Consider the following 23,691-nt stretch of genomic DNA (forward strand, 5'->3'; position numbering starts at 1 on the left):
TACAGTTCAACCTTGCAGACAAAAAAAACCGCCGGAATATCCGGCGGCGGTGGCCTTATGACGTGTGAGTCTCAGCAGCACTCAACGCCATGGAAGATTCAGACAGGCTAGCTGTTACGGTTGCCGTGACTACTTTTGCCCCCTTTTTTGCCTGCTTCTGATGCACGTTGCGGATCGTTCTTGAAGTTCCCCCCGCTGTGCTGGCCACCTTTACGGCCTGCTTCTGATGCTCTTTCACGGTCTTCCGCAAAGTTGCCGGAACCGCCCCGATGGTTTGCCATTACTGACCTCCGTCATTGATTAGACATCATACTGCATAGGTACCGAGGAGTGACTCCTCACACAACAGATGGACATCGCCATCATTTTCGCTGCGTGGAACTAAGCTTAGTGAAAATCCCCTTATCGGCCAGTAAACCGTAATATCCTGCAACAGGATCAGCGGAATAAAAGAAATAATCCCCTACGGAAATCAATAAGCCTTTCTTATGACTAAAAAAAGTCACAGGGTTAAAAATGTATCATTTTGCGTCAAAGAGAGGTTGTTTAAATATTGTTATAAATCAAAAGAATGGTTGTGAAATTTGCACTCTCCTCAGTACGTCATATCTTTAAATAGAGGTAGCGAGTCGCTACGGAGACGATAAAACCGAGGAGTAGTGCAAAATGGCTAAAGTTCTGGTGCTTTATTATTCCATGTACGGACACATTGAAACCATGGCGCAGGCGGTGGCTGAAGGGGCAAGCAAGGTACAAGGCGCGGAGGTTATCGTTAAGCGCGTACCAGAAACAATGCCACCTGACATCTTCGCAAAAGCCGGGGGTAAAACGCAGAACACGCCCGTTGCAACCCCACAGGAACTGCCAGAATACGACGCGATTATTTTTGGTACCCCCACACGTTTTGGCAACATGTCCGGTCAAATGCGCACCTTCCTGGATCAAACCGGCGGACTGTGGGCTTCCGGCGCGCTGTACGGCAAACTCGCCAGTGTTTTTAGTTCAACCGGAACCGGCGGCGGTCAGGAACAAACCATTACATCGACCTGGACCACTCTGGCGCATCACGGCATGGTGATTGTTCCCATCGGTTATGCCGCACAGGAATTGTTTGACGTTTCACAGGTTCGCGGGGGAACGCCTTATGGCGCGACCACCATTGCAGGCGGTGATGGCTCACGACAGCCAAGCCAGCAGGAACTCTCTATTGCGCGCTACCAGGGCGAATATGTCGCGGGCCTGGCAGTAAAACTTAACGGCTAATCTTCAACAGGAGGATTCGAATGCCAACTCAAGAAGCGAAAGCTCATCGCGTCGGCGAATGGGCAAGTCTGCGTAATACGTCACCCGAAATAGCCGAGGCCATTTTTGAAGTCGCCCGGTACGACGAAAAACTGGCGGAAAAGATTTGGGAAGAAGGCAGCGATGAAGTGTTGATCAAGGCCTTCAATAAAACAGATAAAGATTCGCTCTATTGGGGCGAGCAAACCATCGATCGTAAAAACGTGTAGCACGCACTCCCCCGTTCACACGGGGGAGCCTTTCCTTCATTTAGTTTGCCGCGTCGTTCAGCACACGATCAAACTTGTCTATCGGGCAGAATCCATTCGAATCTATCGGGCACCCTTTAAGCTCCAGCGTCACACGCTGCGCCGGTGAGTTAAGCGTCAGAACCTGTGCATTACGCAACTGCTGCGAACTCTGGTACACATACTCAATCTTCATCAGGTCGCGATTGCCTTTGCTGTCATGCCAGCGCTGGAACACAATCTTACCGCCAATCGGCGTACGCTCATTCTGGTTATGGAGCTGATACGGTTTGAAATCCAGCGCGGTCAATAGCGACGCAATGTTTGAGTCATGGCCGACCAGGACGGTGATTTTCGGTGCGCTATTACGCTCACTCACCAGTGCTTTATCAATGTATTTCACCAACGGTTTGGCCACATTACGCGCCACCTCGCCGGAGGTAAACAGGCTATCCTGATAGCCGTTCTTCAGTTTCGACAGCACTTTCCATTGTTGGTCGGTTTTAATCTCACCCCAGGCCACTTTTTCCATCGGGAACCCTTCGTAATACTGCAACGTAAAGGCATCGACCAGTGAATTCCCCACCTTCAATGGCCCTGAAACACCGGGCTCTTGTTGGTATTTCGCGCTAAAACTGTCTTTGGCATCGAGAAGCGAACATTGCTGTTTTTCTTTGCAGGACGGCGAGTCTTTGTAGTTCGTCATCTGCTCCAGCAACTGATAGCTCTCATTAAGATGCATCTGGCTGCGCTCTTTTTCCATCGCGAGAACCGCTTTCTCGCTAAACGCGGCAGATTCATCGGTGATCACCGGGTTAAAGGTTGGGTCCATGGTGCCCATTTTTTCCTGATGATGTACAGGGATGTCGCACCCCGGGAATGCCCCGGTGATAAAGAACTGCGCTGTCGCCACCGTACGTTGCAGGCTGTTAGCGTAGGTGTAGACCGCATCCGGCGCCGGGCATTCGCCTGACTTCACCATCCCCTGCTCTGCCAGCCACTCACGCATATAATGGCCCATATACACTTCCAGCACCCCACCTTTGGTGGTGAGTTGACCGCCAGGCACATCCCATTCCGGCCACTTATTGGGCGTCGATTGTTCAAGGACGCTGCCATTATTAGCCAACGGCGCGCGCAAATTATGCCGGCTCATCATTAACACTTGTTGCAGTTGATAACCTTCCGGTGTGGCCTGCGCCTGTGCAAAACCAGACACCAATAAAACCCCTGCCACACTTGTCGCGAGTAACGATTTTTTCATCCCTACAACCTCTTGTTGTTATCAAATTTTTCTAAGTGTGACAGAAATATGACTTTTTTCCGGGAACGCATTCGCAAAACGGAAGATTTACCGCAGCGCCGTAATGCCAAAGTGAAGCTGGAGTTTGCGGATACCCAGCGGTGTAAAGGTGACCTGGCGACTGCCGGTTGTGGTGGTTATCCATCGCTGTTGCCCGAACCAGGTCAACAGGGCGGCGCCGAGTGCGCCCCCGGTGTGGTAGCGCCGCTCGCTCCAGTCCAGACAGGCACAACAGCGCTTTCTGCGCGACACGCCAGCGCCGACCTCAATGCCTATTTCGGCGAGTTTTTCCTGTCCCAGTGGCGTTAACGCATCGCCCTGTGCCGTTATCCATTGTCGGGAAATCAGGGTGTCAAAAAGCATGACGGCGATTTCTCCGGCAAGATGGTCATAACAGGTGCGGGCATGGCGTAAACTGCGTGGCGTGGCAATTTTACGGGGTGTGGAAGACGCCCACGCCACCCCCATTAGCCGTTCCAGTAATTGTGCAATCTCTGCGCTGGCCAGCCGAAAATAGCGATGCCGTCCCTGAGCCAGTGAGACAACAAATCGCTGCTCACATAAGCGCGCCAGATGCGCGCTGGCGGTGGAGGCTGAAACATCCGCCACCGCACTGAGTTCCGTCGCCGTCCACGCGCGCCCATCCATTAAGGCGCTCAGCATGCGTGAGCGCGACTTATCCGCCATCACCGCAGCGGTCAGCGCCATCCTTGATTCGAGTTCGAACTCCTCTTCATTTTCTGAAATAAACGACGTCATAAGCCCCTCTTTAATCTGACACCGTGAGTTTAAGACCGGAATATTCGGGGCGACCACCGGATTTGGCGTCCCTCCGGGAACCAAATTCCGGTATTTCCCCTCAATCATTGGCTTAAGTAAACGGTGTGACTCTTTAACCCGGATAATCTGCATTGACCCTGGCATGGAATCCCCGCAAAGTCACGATGGCACTTATACCGCACGCAGTATCATTTCGAGCCCCAATCCCATCAGGCAGAGTAAAAAGCAGCGTTTAAACACTGACGGTGAAATCACCCGACGAACACGGGTGCCGATCCACTGCCCGACGAGCGCGGGAATAATGGCGAATGCCGATAAAGTGACAGACTGAACCGGTAGCGCACCGTGCCACCACAATCCGAGCGCCAGTGCCAGCGTTGAGAAGGTGAAAGAGATGCCCAACGCCTGTACCAGTTCCTCTTTCTCAAAACCGAGGGACTGGAGCCACGGCACTGCGGGCATCACGAAAACACCGGTGCCGCCGGTCAGCAACCCCGTCACCGCCCCCACCATCATCGAAACCGGTTTTTCACGTTGCGTGCTGACCCGGATGCGTTTCCCGGCCAGCGTCCACAGCGCGTAAATAATCAGCGCGATGCCAAGCGCCAGTTGAGTACGCCGGGTGTCGCCGCCCGCAATCCAGACGCTGGCAAGCAATGTGGCGACAACGACCATCGAAAGCATCGGCCAGAGACGTTTAAGCAGTGTCCGGGTATTGCCTCCACCGCCGAATTGAAACAGATTGCTTACCAGTGACGGTAACAGCAGCATTGCGGCGGCAGCGACCGGGGAAACCAGCGCCCCCAGAATCCCCATCGCCACGGTGGGAAGCCCCATACCGGTGACGCCTTTCACCATCCCTGCCAGCACAAAGGTAGCGGTAATCATCAACATCAGGTAAAACCCGGACTCCCAGAATACGCCCATACGTTGTCCTCCAGAAAAAAGCCGATAGGCGATAATGTCCGTTATTCTCTGGGCTTACTTCGTTGGGGAGCGAAATATGGCTTCCGGGGATGAGGCGATGAAGTGTCTGGCTGAAATACGGCAGGCATGGAAAAATGCCGGGTTTCCCCGGCACGCTTTCAGAACGCGTTAGCCCACCATAATCGAAGTTTCATCCCCCAGTAGCTGGTCCAGCCGCTGGTGGTCGAAACAACCTCACCCTTTGAGACGATCACCAGCGTCGGCGTTACGCTGATTTCCCAGCGTCGGGATATCTCGCCGCTCGCATCATTGATAACCGGGAAAGTGACATTTTTGCGCGTCAGCCAGCGGGAGACGTCGGCCTCGCTGCCAGAACGTAGCGCAATGGTCATCACGTTTACCCCTTCCTGGTGAAGCCGTGCAACATCCGGGGTCGTGAAACGACAAACGCTGCACCAGCTTGCCCAAAAATAGAGCAAGACCGGTTTCTCTTCGCTGAGTTTCCCCAGGGTGACCGTTTCCCCGTCCACCGTTTGCAGCGGCGTGCTGTCAAAGGAAGGCGGAACCTGTGGCGCGCGCCAGACATCGACCAGCACCGTGACGACGACCAGTAGCGCCAGCAAGATAAGCCCTTCACGCAGCCAGCGCCGCAACTTACTGACCATTGGCCGCCGCCAGTTTCTCTTTGACGACCTCTTCCAGCGTCTCCCAGGGCACGGCGCCTGGGATCATTTCGTCCCCGATGATGGTCGCGGGCGTCCCCTGAACCCCCACCAGCCGGGCAAGTTGCAGGTTGGTACTCAGGGTTTCGTTGCTTTTTTCATCCAGCGTTACCGCTGCCGCGCCGGATTTTTCCTGCGCCTGTGCAATGCTGGCGGCGGTGTGATATCCCCGTTTCTGCATCAGTTTTTCATGCAGCGCCAGGAACTGTTCAGGATGTTCGCGCCAAGTCGTCAGCGCCGTTCGCGCCGACAGCACCGAGCTTTCCCCCTTAAAGGGCAAAGGCTTAATCACCACCGCGACCTGAGGATATTTCTGCACAATCTTTTCCAGCATCGGATCAAGCTGTTTGCAGTAGGGGCAGTTGTAGTCCGTAAAGTTGATGAGCGTCAGCGTCGCCTTTTTCGCGCCAATGCGCGGACTGGCTGGATCGTTAAATAAGGCTTCCTGGATAAGCGCTTCAATCTGCTTTTCTTGCTCAGGGGTAAACGGTGCGGCCTCTTGCGCCAGACTCAGGCCAGTAAACAGAGTGAAGAACAGAATAATCAGGTATTTCATGGCATAACTCCTTTTGCGTTTACCAGCGTTTGCAGAACCATGTCCTGCGTCAGTAAGGTAGGTAACGCCTGGCCGTCCGGTATTCCGGGGCCATAAATTTGGTTAAAGGGCACGGCGACGCGGCCACGCTTTTTCAGAAAATCAGACAACTCAGCGGAAGGCAGCGTCCAGTCGCCGCGCAGGGCGACAACGTCCGGCTGTTGCAGCGCCTTCTGCACTGTCTCTTTTTGCAATACGTTGTATTTATTGACCTTACAGGTAATGCACCAGTCTGCGGTGACGTCGATAAACACCCGTTTATTTTGTGCCAGCGCCTGCTGAATGGCCTGCTCGCTCAGGGGTTGCCAGACCACGCTCTCTTTTGTCGGGGTGTGAGTAGATAATCCAAAGTGCGGCAGCAGAAGCGTTGCCAGCCAGATGGCCGATCCCAGCATCATCAAACCCAGCAGGCGTCGTAGCCCGTTCATCCAGCGACCGGGACGGGGCAGACTCAACGCCAGGCCGGGGCGCAGCGCGACCATCAGCCACGGCACGCTCATCCCTAATCCAAGTGCGAGAAACAGTCCCCACAGCGTCGGAAGCGGCGCGGTCAGCGCCACCGCCACCGCGGTGCCGAGGAACGGCGCGCTACACGGCGTTGCCAGCAGAGTGGCAAACGCCCCCTGCCAGAAGTGACCGGACATCCCGTTACCGCCCTGGGTCGCCAGTCGGGTTGTCATTGCCGAAGGAAGCCGGAATTCAAACAGTCCAAACAGGCTGGCGCTGAAGGTCAGCATCACCACCACCATGACGCCAATAAACCACGGATTCTGGAACTGAATGCCCCAGCCGAGCGCCTGATTCGTCAAGCGCAGCACGGTCATCAGCAGCGCCAGCGCCATGAAAGAGGTGATAATTCCCGCCACCGACGCGAGGAATTGCCGCCGCACCTGTTGTCGGTTTTTCTCCTCCACCAGCAACACGGAGCCGAGTTTCATCCCCAGCACGGGCAACACGCAGGGCATCAAATTGAGAATTAGCCCCCCCAGTAACGCCATCAGAACCACTTGCCAGAGCGGCAAGGCAGCGTTTTCTGTCACTGGCGCGGAAGCGGCACCTACCGGGAGCGTGCTCTCCTGCGCAATCCCCTCGTTGACCAATACCAGCGTGACGCTCTTCCCGCGAAGATCTGGCGCCCCCTCTCCCCAGCTATCGCGCACAGGGATCGTCGCCTGAAGTGTCGTCCCCGAAATCTGGAGCTGAGGTTTACCGAATTCCGCGTCATCGACAGTATCGAGATACACCCCTGGGGTTGACCAGCCGTCTGCACGCTCGGCTTCAACCACCAGTTCCCCGGCGCGCGCGCCAACGGTAATGGAATCGGTCAGTCCCTGAGACAAAGGGACTCGCCCCATCGCCTGAGCAAAGTCATGGGCAAAGGTCGTATCCTGGTGGGACGGCGGCACGGAAAACGCATAATCGGTCAGCAAACAGACGTTGCTGCACGTTGAGAGCGTCAGGATGCCCTCGATCTTCTCCGGCGCTTTTCCCCTAATCACCAGCGGAAAGCTGACCTGGTCGTGATATCCCTGAGTGGTCAGATTCGCCACTTCAAAACGCGAAGGCGTTGGCCAGAACCAGTCGACATCGGGCATCTCACCTTTCCAGGTAATCGCCGGGGCAACGCCGCCCTCTCCAGGCGAGCGCCAGTAGGTCTTCCAGCCGTTTTCCAGCTTGACCTCCAGCAACAGGCGGGTTTCGCCCTGCGCGGTGGTATCGGCACGCAGTTGCACACGGGCATGGTCATTCTCGGGTGAACGCAGCCAGCCGTCGTCTGCCGCCCAGGATACGGGCAGCCATAGCAATAACAGACAGAACAGCATCTGCCTGAAAACAAGAATCATATTTTTTCTCCATGAATAATTAACTAACCGTTAGCACTAACCGGTCTGTCATTCACGGAAAACGCAAAAGCGGAGATGAACTCTGAGTGTGGGGGGCGAGATGGCTCGCGGAGGGAAAAATGGCAGGCGAATAACCCGCAGGGGCGCCAGCAGCGCAAAGAGCAGGCAAAGAACCAGAATCGCCCCTTCGAACATCACCGGCGGCGACGCCAGCAGTGATTTTGCGCTAAGTTCGCAGGGTGTGACTGACGACGTGGCTTCTTCTGACGGTGCATCCGGCACAACGGCCACGACAGTCGCGGCGGTTTCCATCTGCAACGCGTGCAGGCCCGCCATGCGCTGCGCGGTGCAAATCATCACCACGACACATGCCAGACACAGAAACCACCATCCCATCCGTTGTTGTTTCGCCATTACACCCTCACTGATTGACGCGGGTTATCTTAGCCCCTGGGGAGGTTTTGGCAACCTTTGGGCTGTAAAGTTATGTCCACAGCCTGATTTCGTGCCCGCAATCCCCTTTCGGCCCCCTGTTCCCGTGGATTCATTTCATTCATCAAAATGATGTTTTACTGTTTGCAGACACGTTTCTTAGGATTACCCTACACTTAACGGTGATGTCTTTTCAGGGGATTTCCTTTGCATGCCGTGATTTACGAGAGAGAACGCTATGGAATTAAAGGATTATTACGCCATTATGGGCGTAAAACCGACGGACGATCTCAAGACTATCAAGACCGCCTATCGCCGACTGGCCCGTAAGTACCATCCTGATGTCAGCAAAGAACCCGATGCCGAAACCCGCTTTAAAGAGGTTGCTCAGGCGTGGGAAGTGCTCAGTGATGAACAGCGCCGGGCAGAGTATGACCAGTTGTGGCAACATCGCAACGACCCACAATTTAACCGCTCGTTCCAGCAAAGCGAAAACCAGAGAGACAACACCGAAGATTTCGATGATATTTTCTCGTCAATTTTTGGTCAGCATGCCCGACAATCTCGCCAGCGCCCGGCAACCCGGGGGCACGATATCGAGATTGAAGTGGCAATATTTCTCGAAGAAACGCTGACTGAACACGCGCGAACCGTCAGTTATACCGTGCCGGTGTATAACGCATTTGGCCTTGTAGAGCGGGAAATTCCCAAAACGCTGAACGTAAAAATCCCGGCAGGTGTTGGAAATGGGCAGCGTATTCGTCTCAAGGGCCAGGGAACGCCAGGTGAAAACGGCGGCCCCAATGGCGATCTGTGGCTGGTTTTCCATATTGCGCCGCATCCACTGTTTGACATCGTCAATCAGGATCTGGAGATAGTGCTGCCGCTGGCGCCGTGGGAAGCCGCACTGGGCGCCAAAGTCACCGTGCCAGGGCTAAAAGAGAGCATTTTGCTAACGATCCCACCGGGTAGCCAGGCGGGACAGCGTTTGCGCATCAAGGGCAAGGGACTGGTCAGCAAAAAGCATACTGGCGACCTGTATGCGGTAATTAAGATTGTGATGCCGCCAAAACCAGACGCCGCAGCGGCGGCCCTCTGGCAACAACTGGCGCAGACACAACCGTCCTTTGAACCGCGCAAAGAGTGGGGGAAAGCATAATGGCGAACGTGACCGTCACCTTTACCATCACCGAATTTTGTCTGCATACCGGTGTGTCAGAAGACGAACTTTACGAAATTGTCGGCCTGGGCGTGATTGAGCCCTATGAGCACAAAGCCGTTCCCTGGCAATTCGACGACCATGCCGCCGCCGTCGTGCAACGCGCCTTGCGGTTGCGACACGAACTGGCGCTGGACTGGCCAGGCATTGCCGTTGCGCTCACCTTACTGGAAGAGAATGCGCAATTAAGGCAGGAAAACCGATTACTGCGCCAGAGGCTTTCACGCTTTATTACGCATCCATAATTTCAGAGCAGCGTAATCTGCCCTTGCTACATCGGGACGGTTACGCTGCACACACCGACAGGAAAACGGAAACGGGCTGTGGAACGCTGTCGGGCATGGTGATGACGTTGCGAGGAACTTCTGAAACTCACCCTCAGAAACCGCCAGTGTGGTTTCATTACCAAAACTCGCCTTGCCTCTCAGATACTGTAGCGCCGCCGTATTTATGGCGTTCCTCTCAGTCTGCAATACGATTTTTTCGCATCAATGAAGAGAGAGACAATCAGTAATAAAATATATGATTACGCATGAATATATCACTGCCATGAAATCTCTTTTTATCAGATCCTAAAATTAAGCCTGTATTACGCTAAATACCTACCCCCTAAAGAAAGCGCATAAGAATGGAATTTACCGCCCCTAAAACATTCACAAAAAGAATATCAAAAACACTATCATCACTTTATTTTTTACGTTGTTTGAAAATTACACCGGTGTCGTTCTGATATTCACAGAATATGACACGCACAGGCGACGCTTCTTAAATTAAAAAGCCCTGACAGCAGTACAAAAACCAGGGTGAGATTTACAACCATCCGTTTGAATTAGAACCAATTATTTATTATTTGTATAAAACAACCCGAACACAAAATCTAAAAAAATCGATATTTCACTTTGCCCGAATCGCTAAAGTCACTGATAATGCGTCAGTCCGCACCCCCAAAATGGCGTAATATTCTCTATGCTACATTTATTTGCTGGCCTGGATTTTTATACCGGGTCAATGCTTTTACTTGCTCTGGTCTTTGTTCTGTTTTACGAGGCAATTAACGGATTTCACGATACCGCCAATGCGGTAGCGACTGTCATCTATACGCGCGCAATGCGGCCACAGTTGGCGGTCATTATGGCTGCGTTTTTTAATTTTTGTGGCGTCCTGCTGGGCGGGCTCAGCGTCGCCTACGCCATTGTCCATATGCTACCGACAGACTTGCTGCTCAACATGGGCTCGTCGCATGGACTCGCGATGGTCTTTTCGATGTTGCTGGCAGCGATTATCTGGAACCTGGGCACCTGGTATTTCGGCCTGCCCGCCTCCAGTTCCCACACGCTGATCGGCGCGATTATCGGGATCGGGTTAACCAACGCATTGATGACGGGCACATCAGTGGTCGACGCGTTAAACATCCCGGCGGTGATGAATATCTTTGCTTCGCTCGTCGCCTCTCCTGTTGTCGGAATGGTGATTGCAGGGGGGCTTATCTTCTTGCTGCGTCGCTACTGGAGCGGCACCAAAAAACGCGCGCGCATCCACCGACTCCCGGAGGAACGAAAAAAGAAAGGCGGTAAAAAGAAGCCTCCTTTCTGGACGCGTATCTCATTAATTTCCTCCGCTGCTGGCGTGGCATTTTCTCATGGCGCAAATGATGGTCAGAAAGGAATTGGTCTGGTGATGCTGGTACTGGTGGGGATCGCGCCTGCCGGTTTTGTCGTCAACATGAACGCCACCGGATACGAAATAACCCGCACCCGTGACGCGATTAGCAATCTGGAAACCTACTTGCAGCAGCATCCCGATCAGCTGAAGCAGGTCACTGACAAAGCGCTACCGCTGGCGGCGTCAACGGCGGATACCACACAGCCGATGGCGTTTCATTGTCACCCGGCAAACACGATGGATGCCCTTAACCGCGTCAAAACGCTCCTGCCCGCGAATTTAGAGAGTTACGACGCGTTAAGCCTTCCACAGCGCGGTCAATTGCGGCGCATTATGCTGTGTATCTCCGATACGGCGAATAACATCGCGAAACTGCCAGCGCTCAACAGTAACGACGTTCATCGGTTGAAGAGGTTGAAAACCGATATACTGAGCACAATTGAATATGCACCAGTCTGGATAATCATGGCGGTCGCGCTGGCACTGGGTATTGGCACTATGATTGGCTGGCGTCGCGTGGCAACCACTATCGGCGAAAAGATCGGTAAAAAAGGCATGACCTATGCTCAGGGGATGTCCGCACAGGTCACAGCCGCAGTCTCCATCGGTCTTGCCAGTTACATCGGTATGCCCGTTTCCACAACGCATGTCCTCTCTTCTGCCGTCGCGGGAACGATGATTGTCGATGGCGGAGGCTTACAGCGAAAAACCGTGACCAGCATTGCTATGGCCTGGGTGTTCACGTTGCCTGCGGCGATTCTACTCTCCGGGATCCTTTACTGGGCTTCCCTGCAACTTCTCTGACGTTACGGGCCATTTAAAGGCACTGGACAGGCGTTGTATGCCCGGTTCGCAAACCGGGCATACAACGCGATAAACGCATAATGAAGAGGCCGACTCACCGCCAGATTATTGAGGGATGTGATGGTAACCGCAGGCGGTCATAAACTCCGCTATCGCTTTTTCCGCATCCATCAGCACCTCATCCAGCGACTTATTGGCATCAATATCAACCAGTTTCGCGCCACCAAACGTCAGTTGCGGCGTTATCGCTATCTTTTTAGCCAGCGCTTCTCTGCGATGATCGGGTTTGCGCGCACAGGCAACGTTGAGATCAACATTCAGTTTTATCACCAGGTCGGGCTGGTGACTGGCCATCCAGTGAAACGCCTTACGTTCAAGCTCCGCCAGCCAGGAAATAAAACGACTCCCTTCAGCATCGGCAGGAAAAACAGTGCCATCGTAAGCGCCAGGAATTTGCACCTGAGGAAAACGGTCAGTTAATACAATTAACCCGCGACGGCGACATGCCAGCATATGACGAAAACGCAGTAACCGGCGAAGCACGAAGGACATAATAACGAAAGCGGGAACCGGGCCGGGCAATTTTTTTGCCGTTTTAACCTTATTACGCTCAATAGCTTTACCCAATGACTTTCCCATTAAGGGTAATTTAACCACTGCGCGCCCGACATTTCCCGCCTGCTTACCTAAATGTACTCTTTCCGCCGGGCCATATTTCTGCAAGCAAGTAATAAGATATTCACAAACCGTTGACTTCCCTGAACCATCGCTGCCAATGACCGCTATTAGCGGAGGTTTTATTGATTGCATAAATACACCTTCACTTAAAATATTCGTTATGAATATTTCCTTGTTAATATATCGTCGAGGATATGATTGTTAATACTAAAACCACAATTAGTTATTGTCACAACTTTACCGAACAGATATTCTGAGCACAGGACAGGTAATATACAATCATTTCTTTAATACTGGATTTTTCGTGAGTCAATATACTATTCCTACTATTAATCCCCCTTTCGCGCGGGTGATTGCAATAGTCGGCTGCGATGGTTCAGGTAAATCAACCCTGGCAACCAGCCTGGTTAATCATTTGGCATCCTACATGCCGACAAAACTGCTTTATCTGGGGCAGTCTTCTGGTCGTATTGGTGAATGGATCGAACATTTGCCATTAATCGGAGCCTGTTTTGGTCGTTACCTGCGGGCAAAAGCGATGCGCGTTCACGACGCCCCCTCCGCACCGCCCGGGAATGTGACGGCATTGGTGATCTTTTTGCTCTCCTGCTGGAGAGCGTACAAATTTCGCAAAATGTTGACGCAAAGTCGGCAGGGAACCTTAATCATCGTCGATCGTTATCCTCAGGTAGAAGTGCCTGGGTTCCGTTTTGACGGGCCGCAGTTGGCAAAAAACCCCGGCGGTAATCGCTGGGTACGGTTCCTGAAAGCAAACGAAATCAAATTGTATCAGTGGATGGCCTCCTGGCTGCCCCTGCTGCTGATCAGGCTGGATATCGATGAACAAACCGCCTTCTCGCGAAAGCCTGACCATCAACTTTCCGTGCTTCACGAGAAGGTCATCGTCACGCCACAGCTCGCGTTCAACGGGGCGCCGATCCTCGAACTGGACGGTCGCGGTGCGGCAGACAACATTCTTGCTGAGTCATTACGCGCAATTCAGACCGTCCTTGGCGATCCCCGGATCGGGTTCGCTTTTCCCTTTAGAGACTGAACGACATGGATATGAACACGTTGAGCTCGCTCAATTCACCGCCGCCTGAATACATACCAGGGCTTATCGCAGTGGTGGGTTGCGACGGTACCGGCAAATCCACGCTGACAACCGATCTGGTCAAAAATCTGCAAACAAAGTGGGTGACCGAACGCCGATATTTAGGACTCGTCTCCGGAGAGGATGGCGACAAAATCAAGCGTCTGCCGCTGATTGGCACATGGCTTGAGCGACGCCTGGCGGCGAAATCGTCAAAAACGCAAAACATGAGTACTCGCGCGCCCGCGCTCTGGGCGGCGCTAATAATGTACGGTTTCTCGTTACGCAGGATGGCCAATCTGCGCAAGGTACGGCGACTCGCGCAAAGCGGCGTGCTGGTGATCAGCGATCGCTATCCCCAGGCCGAAATTTCGGGCTTTCACTATGACGGGCCGGGCATTGGCGTAGAACGCGCGAAGGGATGGGTGAAAACACACATGGCGAAACGCGAGTCCCGGCTGTATCGGGAGATGGCGCGTTACCGCCCCGAACTCATCATTCGCCTTGATATTGATATTGATACGGCATTCTCCCGTAAGCCCGACCATGACTTCGAGGAGTTGCGCGACAAAATCGACGTCATGGTGAAGATTACTTACAACGGCTCCAGAATTCTCGATCTCGACGCCAGAGCGCCCTATCGCGAGGTACTGGAGAAAGCGCTGCAAGCCGCATCCGTTGCTGCCGCGGATTCTCAGCGCAAGAGCGCCATAAAGTGACGATTCCATCGCCCCCGTCCGGAGTCGGGTTGCTGCCATTGCTCAATGATTTTCGAACGCAGGCGCGACAATCGTTGCGGGCCTGCACGTGTGCGCTGGGCGGGTTTGTCCCTGCTAAGTGATTATCTACCTGGTCTGGCGGTTTTTTCCCATGAAAAAGTGGTTTGCCGATGGCGCTTTTCGCACCATCATTCGTAACAGCGCCTATTTAGGCTCCAGCAATGTGGTGAGTGCCCTGCTGGGTTTACTGGCACTTTCCTGTGCGGGTAAAGGCATGACACCGGCGATGTTTGGTGTGCTGGTCATTATTCAGTCTTATACCAAAGGCATCAGCGATTTTGCCAAATTCCAGACGTGGCAACTGGTCGTTCAGTACGGCACGCCCGCGCTGGAAAGCAATAATCCGCAGCAGTTCCGCGATGTTATCTCATTTTCCTTTGGCCTGGATATCGCCAGCGGCGCCGTGGCGATACTCGTTGGGATGCTGCTGCTGCCGTTTCTTTCGCAGTCGTTAGGCCTCGATGCAGACAGTTTCTGGCTCGCAATGCTCTACTGCACGTTGATCCCGTCAATGGCCTCATCGACGCCTACGGGGATTCTGCGGGCGGTGAACCGCTTTGATTTGATTGCCATCCAGCAGGCAACAAAACCCTTTCTGCGCGCGCTTGGCAGTCTTATCGCCTATTTCGGCGACTATGGATTTGCCGGTTTCGTGATCACCTGGTATGCCTCAAACCTGGTCGGCGGCACTATGTACTGGTGGTTCGCCGCGCGGGAACTTCGCCGCAGGAACATCCACAATGCGCTACGACCACGTCTGTTTGAATCGGCGCGCCGCATTAAAGGCGCGTGGAGTTTCGTCTGGGCGACCAACGTTGCCCACTCGATCTGGGCTGCGCGCAATTCGTGCAGCACCGTGTTAGTGGGGATTGTTCTGGGCCCCGCCGCCGCCGGGCTGTTTAAAATCGCAATGACCTTTTTTGATGCGACAGGCACCCCAGCCAAGCTGCTCGAAAAAAGCTTTTATCCTGAAGTCATGCGTTTAGATCCGCGCAGCAAAAAGCCGTGGCAACTGGGGATTAAATCAGCGTTGTTAGCGGGTGGGATCGGCATCGCCGTAGCGCTTGTGGTCGTGATTGTCGGCAAGCCTCTCATTTCGCTCGTTTTTGGCATTAAATATCTTCAGGCATATGACCTCATACAGGTCATGCTTGGCGCGATTATCGTGTCGATGCTGGGCTTTCCTCAGGAATCGTTGCTGCTTATGGCGGGCAAACAGCGTGCTTTCCTGACCGCGCAGACGATTGCCTCCATCGCCTATATTGTCCTGCTGGTGGGACTGTCGCATCACTTTGGCGTGCTCGGTGCTGCTTTTGCCTACTTCGGCGGACAGAGCCTGGATGTGCTGCTTTCCCTGATACCAACGTTATACGCCTATCGCCATCGCCATTTGCTGAAATTCACGAAGGCCAAAGAGAACCCTTAATGACACGCGAAACATTCTCACCGGATATTCTGCAACGCCTGTTTGTGGCCGTAGAAGAAGATGACATCGTCGATCAACATGCCAGGCTGCCTGAAATTATTCACCCGTATTGCACTGATGAAAATATTCAACGCTGTTATGCCTTATGCCTGCAGTTTTGGGAGACGGGTGTTTCCCGAAAGGACTTACTGCATTTAGTACTAAAGCAACTGAAAGGCGCCGGGTTATCTGAGAAAGAACGGATACAATACAAATATATTCGCGCACGTTATAAGCATTTACGTTTTGCCCTGCGACTTTATCGAAAAAGTCACTATTCTGGCCGGTTATTCAGTAAAACGACCGTTTTTCTGGGGCATTTTCAGGATGGGTTTCGTAATGGGAATAAAGATATTATCGCCACGTATGGAAAACGGTTGCGTATTTGCCTTAGCCTCCCCGTCTGGATGCTCGTCCAGTATTCCCTGCGCCATAGCCAGTTAGAAACGACAAGTGGATTTATCGCCTACTGCCAGGCACAACTGCGCACGCTGCAAACGCTCATTGCTAAACCGAAACTGACGGGAAGCGAATTCCATGTTATTCGAAAAATTATTAGCCAGCAGGTTTCTTACTACGACACCTTACGCTCTCTGGATCCGGACAATCAGGATGCCCGCTCAGTTTCCCGCTATCTGGCCGCGATTAATGGCCTGATGGGAGACAGGCATGATGAAATGGTGGCGGATGATATGGAAATGCGAATCCCCTACGATGAACCTTGTGTACTGGACAGCAATATACGTGAGCGTATAGCGCATTTTCTCGCACATTATCCTCTGTAGGTTTATCGCCTTATGGCTCCCCTTACTGACCAGCGAAATAAAGGATATATGATGCTGCTACGTCCATTATTGGTTGTTTCATTCCTGCTCTCTCCCCTGCTGGCGTCCGCGCATAACTTTGTCGTCGGCAAGTCGGTACACCCCATCAGTATTACCGATCGCGGTGAACTGCTTCTGGATAATCACGATGAGTTTAGCTACCGGAACTGGAATAGCTGCGAACTGGCGGGAAAAGTGCGCATTATTCAATACATCGCCGGGCGAACGTCCGCCAAAAAGAAAAATTCACTGCTGATTAAAGCGGTCAAGTTAGCGAATTTTCCTCAGGACCGCTTTCAACCCACCACCATCGTCAATACCGACGATGTGATCTTTGGTTCCGGTTTTTTCGTCCTGGGTAAAATTGAAAAAAACAAACGCCGCTACCCGTGGGCGCAATTTATTATCGACAGCGAGGGATTAGGGCGAAAAGCCTGGCAACTTAATGAAATGAGTTCAACCATTCTGGTGCTGGATAAAGAGGGGCACATTTTATGGGCCAAGGATGGCAATCTGACACCGAAAGAGGTGCAACAGGTCATCTCGATGGTACGAAACGTGATTGGTGAACCGGGCCCTCTATGAATTTAATTGAGCGCTACATCATGACCGGCATTCGTCGACTGGTGGTGACCATCATTGGTTTTCTGATCTTTATTTTCGCCAGCTATTCCGCTCAGCGCTATCTTACTGAAGCGGCCAACGGTACGTTAGCGCTTGCCGTCGTATTGGATGTTGTTTTCTATAAGATACTGATCGCACTTGAGATGCTGTTACCCGTCGGCCTGTATGTCTCCGTCGGCGTGACCCTCGGCCAGATGTATACCGATTCGGAGATAACAGCCATATCCGCCTCAGGTGCCAGTCCGCTACGCCTTTATATCGCCGTGATGTTTCTCGCCATTCCGTTGAGTATTCTGGTTACGCTCCTCTCTATGTACGGCAGACCCTGGGCCTACGCGCAAATTTATCAGTTAGAGCAACAGTCACAATCTGAGCTTGATGTCCGTCACTTGCAGGCCAAAAAGTTTAATATTAATAACAACGGGAGGATGATCCTTGCCCAGCAAATCATTCCCGCCTCTGCACATCTCAATGATGCGCTGATTTACACCGCCTCAGGGAACAAAACTAATGTATTCAGGGCTCAGGTTGTTGATGTTGTCGACGCATCGCCCACGACGCCTTCCGTCATGCTGCACTCAGGCACGGCCTATGTGCTGGCGCATCAGGGCAGCGAGGATAACGAACAGATTTATCGTCACCTCCGACTGCACCTCAAGCCGCTCGACCAGAATGAGGATGTCAAACGCAAAGCCAAATCCATAGCAACGCTATCTCACTCGACGGTTCCCGCGGATATCGCAGAACGGCAGTGGCGGGAAAGTCGCGGCGTTTGTGCATTTTTAATGGCGTTGCTGGCGATCTCGTTAAGCCGCGTCAAGCCGCGCCAGGGCCGGTTTTCAACGCTTTTCCCGCTCACCCTGTTATTTATTGTCATTTTTTATGGCGGTAACATTTGTCGCACTCTGGTTGCCAACGGTGCGCTTCCCGTCATTCCGGGAGTGTGGTTGGTTCCCCTACTCATGCTTGTCGGCGTGTTGATTCTGGTGATCCGCGACTTTGCTCTCCTGGAGAATCTACGCCGATGAAGATCTTCAGCCGCTATTTACTCCGCCATATCTTTATTGGATTTGCTGCCGCCGCAGGATTATTGCTTCCGCTCTTTACCACCTTCAATCTGATCAACGAACTTGATGACGTGAATCCTGGTGGATACCGCTGGACGCAAGCGGTGATTGTCGTGTTAATGACATTACCCAGAACCCTCATCGATCTTGGCCCCTTCATCGCACTGCTCGGGGGTATCGTCGGTTTAGGCCAACTGTCGAAAAGCATGGAGTTAACCGCAATCCGTACAACGGGATTCTCCATTTTCAGAATCGCGATGGTAGCACTGTGCGCTGGACTGATGTTGAGCTTCGCCCTCAGCGCAACCGACGAGTGGATTGCGTCGCCGCTACAACAACGGGCGGTGCAATTAAAAAACCGCGCCGATGCGCTTGATAGCAGTAACAATCTGGCGGGAAACATTCTGTGGGCACGGCGAGATAATGAGTTTGTCACAATCAACGCTCTGGATGAGCAGAACCAGGCTACTGGCATTGAGTTGTTTTACTACCGGCCCGACCGTTCGCTGGAAACCTATATTTATGCACAGACAGCCACAATTTCAGATAGCAGGACGTGGGTGTTGCATGGCGTTAATCAGAAAAAATGGATAAATGGGAAAGAGACGACAGAAACAATAGCAAACTTGCCGTGGCAATCCCTTTTTGCGGACATGAGTCTGGTGGAACTCACCCTGCCCGGTAATAGCTTTTCGATTACGCAACTCAATCATTATATTGCCTGGCTGAAAAAGACGAACCAACCCAGTAACGAATTTAAGCTGGCGTTATGGCAAAAGCTGGGATATCCCCTGTTAACCCTGGCGATGATTTTACTGGCTATTCCCTTCGCCTTTAGCGCCCCCCGCTCCCCTGGACTGGGAAGTCGCTTAGCCATCGGCGTTGTCGTTGGGTTACTGACCTATGTCAGTTATCAAATCATCGTCAACCTGGGGTTACTGTTTTCCCTTAATGCGCAGTTGACGACGCTGGCGCCGCCGGTATTTCTTTTAGTAGTGGCGTTAATTTTGGTTTATCGATTTGATCGGCAGCACTAACAGGCAGGACGTTCAGTAAATCGCAGCGGTTATCTTCATGCAGGATAACCGCTGTGGGTGAAACATTACTTTTTCAACTGCGCAAACGCATGAATAATGGCATCAATCTGCTCACAGCTATGTGCAGCGTTGACGCTGCAGCGCAACAACGTGATCCCGGCGGGTGCCGCCGGCGGTAAAATGAGGTTCACATAAACACCTGACGCAATCAGTTCTCGCCAGATACGCAACCCTTCTTCTTTAGTACCAATAATAACCGGAACCACCGGGCTGATGTGTGAGCTCAGTTCGTAGCCCAGTTTCTCAAGCCCTTTATACAGTCGTGCTGCGTTGTCCCACAGTTTTTGGCGCAACGCCGGTTGTGTGGCAATCGTTTTTAACGCGGAACGTACTGAAGCAATACTCGACGGAGAAGGCGATGCGGTAAAAATATAAGGGCGGCTGGCATAGCGCAATACATCCAGGGCTTTTGCGCCGACGGCAAAACCGCCAATGGAAGCCAGACTTTTGCTGAACGTTCCCACGATGATATCGACATCCTGCTCGACGCCTGCCGCCTCAGCCAGTCCCCGTCCCATCAAGCCCATCACGCCGAAGGAATGCGCTTCATCTACAATCAAAAAACCACCCAGCCGTTTTTTGATATCCACAATTTCAGCCAGAGGTGCAATATCGCCCAGCATACTGTAAATGCCTTCGACAATGATGATTGCGTTTTTGGCACGCTCGCCAAGACGTACCATACGACGCTCCAAATCTTTCGCATCGTTATGGCGGAAACGAATAATTTCTGCGCCACCTAAGGAACAGGCATCATAAATACTGGCATGGCTGTCTGCATCCAGTAATACCACGGCATTATAATCGGCAAGCGTACTGATTACCCCCAAATTCGCGGTATAACCCGTAGAAAAGACTATTGCGGACGGACGACCAAAAAACGCAGCAATCTCCTGCTCTAATGCCAGATGCGGTCCATAACTGCCGTTCGCCATCCGGGAACCGGTCGTTCCCGTTCCCTGCGTTGCTAATGCGGTCTGGGCATCGGCAATTGCTTGCGCATTAAAGGTCAGTCCGAGGTAGTTATTCGTACCCGCCAGAATAATCTTTTGATTACCAATGCGCCCTTCCGTTGCAGAATAGACTTCGTCAATACAGGTGCCAAATGGGTTAATCCCCGTCGTGCAAAATTGCTCTCGCTCACTGGCAATGCGCGAAAATTTATCATACAGACTCATTGATACTCTCCAGATAGGGGATTAAGGCATCCATGAGTTGCGCAGGCGTTCTGACATCCAGCAATATATTAATGGGGATGGAAATATCGAATTTATCTTCCAGCAGCATTAACAAATCCATTACTTTAATAGATTCCAGACCAAGATCATTAACAAGCTCGCTGTCAGGATGAATATCCGTTCCGCTTTCGACCATACCCTGTAAACAGTAAAGGGTGTATTCCATTACTTCTTCACGATTTAACATAGAAATGTAACATACCTGTAATTAAAATAATCAAAATAGCCTATGATGCAATGCATATTCCAGGCTAATCCGGGGAATCCAATGAATACTTTCACTCAGACATTTATTATTCGCTGACCAGTCAGGATGTGTTAATTCACACACTTTATGGCGAGTTAACATAGGTTCTTTTCCGCCAAGTTGACTGATTAATGTACTTATATCGGCAATGAATTTGAGTAACGGTAATGGAATACCGATAATCCGCACAGGGCCATTTCGCACCGCAGCGGCTATTTCCTGGATGCGTTGCCAGCTATAGCCTCCGGCAACACCATCACACAACTCGTAAGGATAAACCGTCGTCCGGTCAGCAATGAGCCATTGACTCACGGCCGTCGCTAAATCACTTACGTGTAAAAAAGACAACTGAGTTTCTTGTCTACCGAAGCGCGGAAGAAACCCGCGCAACATCGCGTTAAATAACGATTTTAACTCGGTATCACCGGTACCATATACAGCGGTAGGACGAAAAATGCCCAACTCAATTTCCGAAGCCATCGCCGTTAACTGCTGTTCGGCAACGAACTTGGAGTTTGCATACCAGGAGAGTTCAGGATGACGTGCGGCGAGGGAAGAGATAAACAGAAAACGGCGACAATGTCCGCTCTCTTTTGCCGCCTGCATCAGTCGCTGGCTGCCTTCGACATTGCACCGGGTAAAGGTCGCCTCTTTGCGCCCACGGACTTGTCCGGCACAATGGACAACGAAATCCGCGCCAGACACCAATTGCGCAAGGGCTTCGTACTCTTCCAGCGAACCGCGGATCCAGACAAGATTATCGCGTGAGTCGTGACGCGCGGTTCGCGTTAACGCACGAACCGTAAAGCCGCGGGACAACAGGTCATCAACGATATGCTTACCGATAAAACCGGTTCCTCCTGTCACCGCCACTGTGTTACTCATTGCGCGTAACCCGTCACTGGCAGCGGTGAATTTAGCGTCTCTGCGAAGAGGTTCAGATAGCGTTTTTTCGCTTCAGCACGCGCGGGTTTCCCGGATGATGTTCGCGGAATACTGTGTGGCGGCAAGAGCTCGATGCTAACAGAAACGCCAAACTCGCTTTGAATTCGGGCAATCAGAGTGTGAACGATTTGCGCGCGGCGTTCTTCAGAACTGACCCGACACTGGATCTGCAAAATTATCCGCTCCTGAGACGTCACAAACGCGATCGCATCGCCAGAGTGAATTTCCGGCTCCTGTTCCGCGATATACTCGATATCCTGGGGCCAGATATTACGGCCCCGAATGATAATCAGATCTTTTATTCGCCCTGTCACATACAGGTAGCCATCCAGCAGATAGCCGAGATCCCCGGTATCCATCCATCCCGTTGACTGAATTTCTTTTTGTGAAGGCAGATCCTCGAAATAACCGCTCATCAGACTCGGGCCGGATATACAGATATGACCCACTTCCCGTTCAGGAAGCGGCGTCCCGACTTCACTACGAATTTCAATGCGGTGACCCGGCAGCGCTTTTCCACAATTCACAAAGGTGGAAATTGCCCGGGTATTTTGGGTTGGCGCTGCGGCTTTTCCCTTATACTCCAGGATATCGCGGTCAACATCGTTCACCTGTGAACCTGATGCTTCATCGGAAAAGCTGACTGCCAGCGCATTTTCAGCTAAACCATAGCACGGCATAAAGGCGCTGCTGTCAAAACCCGCACTCCTGAAACATTCACCAAAGTGATTGAGTTGTTCGGCTGAAATAGGTTCTGCCCCCACGCCAGCGACACGCCAGCAGGAGAGATCCAGCCCGACGAGCTCTTTTTCATTGATACGTCGTAAGCATAAATCGTATCCAAAAGGCGGGGCCACGGAGACGGTGCAGCGGTTCTGACTGATTAATTTTAACCACTGCAGCGGACGCATGGCAAAATCCTGGGTGCGGAGATAATCCACGGAGAGTTGCGTCGCCACAGGCGTAAGCAGAAAACCCACCAGCCCCATATCATGATAAAAAGGCAACCAGGATACGCAGCGGTCGCTTTCACGTAATTTAATCCCATCATGGCTAATGACGTGCAGATTAGACATCACTTCACGATGGGTGATAATGACGCCCCGGGGAAAGCGCGTACTACCAGAAGTATACTGGAGATAGGCAATATCGTCGGGTAATGGCAGAGGGGGTTCGATATCCCTTTCCGGTAATGCATTAAAATCCGCGTTGCTGAGAATATGGGTTGTCGTACCATGAACATTGACAACATTAATAAGTGATAACCACTCATCACTGCTAATAATTGCCACAGGCTTACAACTGGCTAACAGCCCCTGTAATTTCGCGGAATAAGAGTCACGTTGTCCGACCCCCATAGGAATCGCGAGGGGTACAGCCACCAGCCCTGCATACTGACAGGCAAAAAAAGCCTCGACAAAACCCACGCTGGTTTCTGCAATAAGCGCGACACGGTCCCCTTTCTTGAGATTCAACGATAACAATCGCCGCGCCCCTGCTATTGCCCGCAATCTAAGCGTACGATACTCCAGCACGGCTTCAAGTTGAGTGCGGCGGTTATAAAAATTCATTCCTGCATTCCCCAGTGCAGCATAGTCCAAAGCTTCCACCAGGGTTGAAAAGTCAGCATAACGCATAGGAAGAGAATGAGTTGAGATTCTATTGGACATATACACCATGAGAACGTTTGAATTTAAAATCACTGGATATACGAAACGAATAACTGTCAGATGATAATATAAATTAAATAGTCATAAAGCAGTACATCTTTTTTTTGCAAAAAAGATATCGTTCGCAAGAATATTTATCTATGTAGC

At 52.1% G+C, this 23,691-nt stretch carries 25 protein-coding genes; 12 read left to right on the plus strand and 13 right to left on the minus strand.

Going from position 1 to position 23,691, the window contains the following annotated elements:
* Window positions 1–107: 107 nt before the first annotated feature.
* On the minus strand, window positions 108–281 hold the full coding sequence (locus ACO7SM_RS13635) for a con-10 family general stress protein (RefSeq protein ID WP_012132907.1): 174 nt from the start codon (window positions 279–281) through the stop codon (window positions 108–110).
* A 385-nt stretch (window positions 282–666) separates the two neighbouring features.
* Here ACO7SM_RS13635 and wrbA point away from each other — a divergent pair, with 385 nt between their 5' ends.
* A complete protein-coding gene (gene wrbA, locus ACO7SM_RS13640) occupies window positions 667–1,263 on the plus strand; it encodes an NAD(P)H:quinone oxidoreductase (RefSeq protein ID WP_490467984.1) in 597 nt (198 codons plus the stop codon).
* 20 nt (window positions 1,264–1,283) lie between these two features.
* Complete coding sequence (locus ACO7SM_RS13645; protein ID WP_490467985.1) at window positions 1,284–1,511, plus strand: YccJ family protein; 228 nt, start codon at window positions 1,284–1,286, stop codon at window positions 1,509–1,511.
* Window positions 1,512–1,551: 40 nt separating this feature from the next.
* Here the strand turns inward: ACO7SM_RS13645 and agp are convergent, their stop codons facing one another.
* The 7 genes from agp to ACO7SM_RS13680 all read right to left on the minus strand — a co-directional run bounded on the left by agp (window position 1,552) and on the right by ACO7SM_RS13680 (window position 8,114).
* The gene (gene agp, locus ACO7SM_RS13650; protein WP_490467986.1) at window positions 1,552–2,793 is read right to left on the minus strand and encodes a bifunctional glucose-1-phosphatase/inositol phosphatase; all 1,242 of its coding nucleotides are present in this window, start codon (window positions 2,791–2,793) and stop codon (window positions 1,552–1,554) included.
* A gap of 87 nt (window positions 2,794–2,880) precedes the next feature.
* The gene (locus tag ACO7SM_RS13655) at window positions 2,881–3,591 is read right to left on the minus strand and encodes an ArsR/SmtB family transcription factor (protein WP_490470950.1); all 711 of its coding nucleotides are present in this window, start codon (window positions 3,589–3,591) and stop codon (window positions 2,881–2,883) included.
* A 192-nt stretch (window positions 3,592–3,783) separates the two neighbouring features.
* Window positions 3,784–4,539, minus strand: a complete 756-nt coding sequence (locus ACO7SM_RS13660) for a sulfite exporter TauE/SafE family protein (RefSeq protein ID WP_490467987.1) — start codon at window positions 4,537–4,539, stop codon at window positions 3,784–3,786.
* Window positions 4,540–4,697: 158 nt separating this feature from the next.
* The gene (locus tag ACO7SM_RS13665; RefSeq protein WP_490467988.1) at window positions 4,698–5,204 is read right to left on the minus strand and encodes a protein disulfide oxidoreductase; all 507 of its coding nucleotides are present in this window, start codon (window positions 5,202–5,204) and stop codon (window positions 4,698–4,700) included.
* Entirely contained in the window at window positions 5,194–5,817 is a 624-nt protein-coding gene (locus ACO7SM_RS13670; protein WP_490467989.1) for a DsbA family protein, read from the minus strand. Before ACO7SM_RS13670 ends, ACO7SM_RS13665 begins: the two co-directional genes overlap by 11 nt.
* Window positions 5,814–7,700, minus strand: coding sequence for a protein-disulfide reductase DsbD family protein (locus ACO7SM_RS13675; RefSeq protein WP_490467990.1), 1,887 nt, complete (start codon window positions 7,698–7,700; stop codon window positions 5,814–5,816). The genes ACO7SM_RS13670 and ACO7SM_RS13675 overlap by 4 nt, the downstream gene beginning before the upstream one ends.
* 48 nt (window positions 7,701–7,748) lie before the next feature.
* On the minus strand, window positions 7,749–8,114 hold the full coding sequence (locus tag ACO7SM_RS13680) for a copper resistance protein (RefSeq protein WP_490467991.1): 366 nt from the start codon (window positions 8,112–8,114) through the stop codon (window positions 7,749–7,751).
* 256 nt (window positions 8,115–8,370) lie between these two features.
* Between ACO7SM_RS13680 and cbpA the strand changes: the two genes are divergently transcribed.
* From cbpA to pitA, 3 genes are all read left to right on the plus strand, one after another.
* Window positions 8,371–9,291, plus strand: a complete 921-nt coding sequence (gene cbpA / locus ACO7SM_RS13685; RefSeq protein ID WP_490467992.1) for a curved DNA-binding protein — start codon at window positions 8,371–8,373, stop codon at window positions 9,289–9,291.
* Window positions 9,291–9,596 carry a chaperone modulator CbpM gene (gene cbpM / locus ACO7SM_RS13690; protein WP_490467993.1) on the plus strand — a complete coding sequence of 102 codons (306 nt, stop codon included), beginning with the start codon at window positions 9,291–9,293 and terminating at the stop codon, window positions 9,594–9,596. The genes cbpA and cbpM overlap by 1 nt, the downstream gene beginning before the upstream one ends.
* A 721-nt stretch (window positions 9,597–10,317) precedes the next feature.
* Entirely contained in the window at window positions 10,318–11,817 is a 1,500-nt protein-coding gene (pitA, locus tag ACO7SM_RS13695) for an inorganic phosphate transporter PitA (protein WP_490467994.1), read from the plus strand.
* Window positions 11,818–11,922: 105 nt separating this feature from the next.
* On the opposite strand, the gene ACO7SM_RS13700 is transcribed toward pitA, so the two are convergent.
* Entirely contained in the window at window positions 11,923–12,627 is a 705-nt protein-coding gene (locus ACO7SM_RS13700) for a dTMP kinase (protein WP_490467995.1), read from the minus strand.
* Between the two features lie 172 nt (window positions 12,628–12,799).
* On the opposite strand from ACO7SM_RS13700, the gene ACO7SM_RS13705 reads away from it, so the two are divergent.
* The 7 genes from ACO7SM_RS13705 (at window position 12,800) to lptG (ending at window position 19,384) form a co-directional block, all read left to right on the plus strand.
* Window positions 12,800–13,549: a nucleoside/nucleotide kinase family protein gene (locus ACO7SM_RS13705; RefSeq protein ID WP_490467996.1), complete on the plus strand. Its 750-nt coding sequence runs from the start codon at window positions 12,800–12,802 to the stop codon at window positions 13,547–13,549.
* Window positions 13,546–14,307 carry a nucleoside/nucleotide kinase family protein gene (locus ACO7SM_RS13710; protein ID WP_490470951.1) on the plus strand — a complete coding sequence of 254 codons (762 nt, stop codon included), beginning with the start codon at window positions 13,546–13,548 and terminating at the stop codon, window positions 14,305–14,307. Before ACO7SM_RS13705 ends, ACO7SM_RS13710 begins: the two co-directional genes overlap by 4 nt.
* A 151-nt stretch (window positions 14,308–14,458) precedes the next feature.
* Entirely contained in the window at window positions 14,459–15,793 is a 1,335-nt protein-coding gene (locus ACO7SM_RS13715) for a lipopolysaccharide biosynthesis protein (protein WP_490467997.1), read from the plus strand.
* A complete protein-coding gene (locus ACO7SM_RS13720) occupies window positions 15,793–16,617 on the plus strand; it encodes a hypothetical protein (protein WP_490467998.1) in 825 nt (274 codons plus the stop codon). The genes ACO7SM_RS13715 and ACO7SM_RS13720 overlap by 1 nt, the downstream gene beginning before the upstream one ends.
* 51 nt (window positions 16,618–16,668) lie before the next feature.
* Window positions 16,669–17,241 carry a YtfJ family protein gene (locus tag ACO7SM_RS13725; protein WP_490470952.1) on the plus strand — a complete coding sequence of 191 codons (573 nt, stop codon included), beginning with the start codon at window positions 16,669–16,671 and terminating at the stop codon, window positions 17,239–17,241.
* The gene (gene lptF, locus ACO7SM_RS13730) at window positions 17,238–18,308 is read left to right on the plus strand and encodes an LPS export ABC transporter permease LptF (protein WP_490467999.1); all 1,071 of its coding nucleotides are present in this window, start codon (window positions 17,238–17,240) and stop codon (window positions 18,306–18,308) included. Before ACO7SM_RS13725 ends, lptF begins: the two co-directional genes overlap by 4 nt.
* Window positions 18,305–19,384: an LPS export ABC transporter permease LptG gene (gene lptG / locus ACO7SM_RS13735; RefSeq protein ID WP_490468000.1), complete on the plus strand. Its 1,080-nt coding sequence runs from the start codon at window positions 18,305–18,307 to the stop codon at window positions 19,382–19,384. The genes lptF and lptG overlap by 4 nt, the downstream gene beginning before the upstream one ends.
* 65 nt (window positions 19,385–19,449) lie before the next feature.
* Here the strand turns inward: lptG and spt are convergent, their stop codons facing one another.
* From spt to ACO7SM_RS13755, 4 genes are read right to left on the minus strand one after another with little or no spacing between them, the layout of a single operon-like run.
* Window positions 19,450–20,622, minus strand: a complete 1,173-nt coding sequence (gene spt / locus ACO7SM_RS13740) for a serine palmitoyltransferase (protein WP_490468001.1) — start codon at window positions 20,620–20,622, stop codon at window positions 19,450–19,452.
* Window positions 20,609–20,869 carry an acyl carrier protein gene (locus tag ACO7SM_RS13745; protein WP_490468002.1) on the minus strand — a complete coding sequence of 87 codons (261 nt, stop codon included), beginning with the start codon at window positions 20,867–20,869 and terminating at the stop codon, window positions 20,609–20,611. Before ACO7SM_RS13745 ends, spt begins: the two co-directional genes overlap by 14 nt.
* Before the next feature lie 30 nt (window positions 20,870–20,899).
* Window positions 20,900–21,814, minus strand: a complete 915-nt coding sequence (locus ACO7SM_RS13750) for an NAD-dependent epimerase/dehydratase family protein (protein WP_490468003.1) — start codon at window positions 21,812–21,814, stop codon at window positions 20,900–20,902.
* Window positions 21,811–23,544, minus strand: coding sequence for a fatty acyl-AMP ligase (locus ACO7SM_RS13755; RefSeq protein WP_490468004.1), 1,734 nt, complete (start codon window positions 23,542–23,544; stop codon window positions 21,811–21,813). The genes ACO7SM_RS13750 and ACO7SM_RS13755 overlap by 4 nt, the downstream gene beginning before the upstream one ends.
* Window positions 23,545–23,691: the final 147 nt, after the last annotated feature.

Source organism: Citrobacter sp. LJND-P06, from assembly GCF_058188415.1.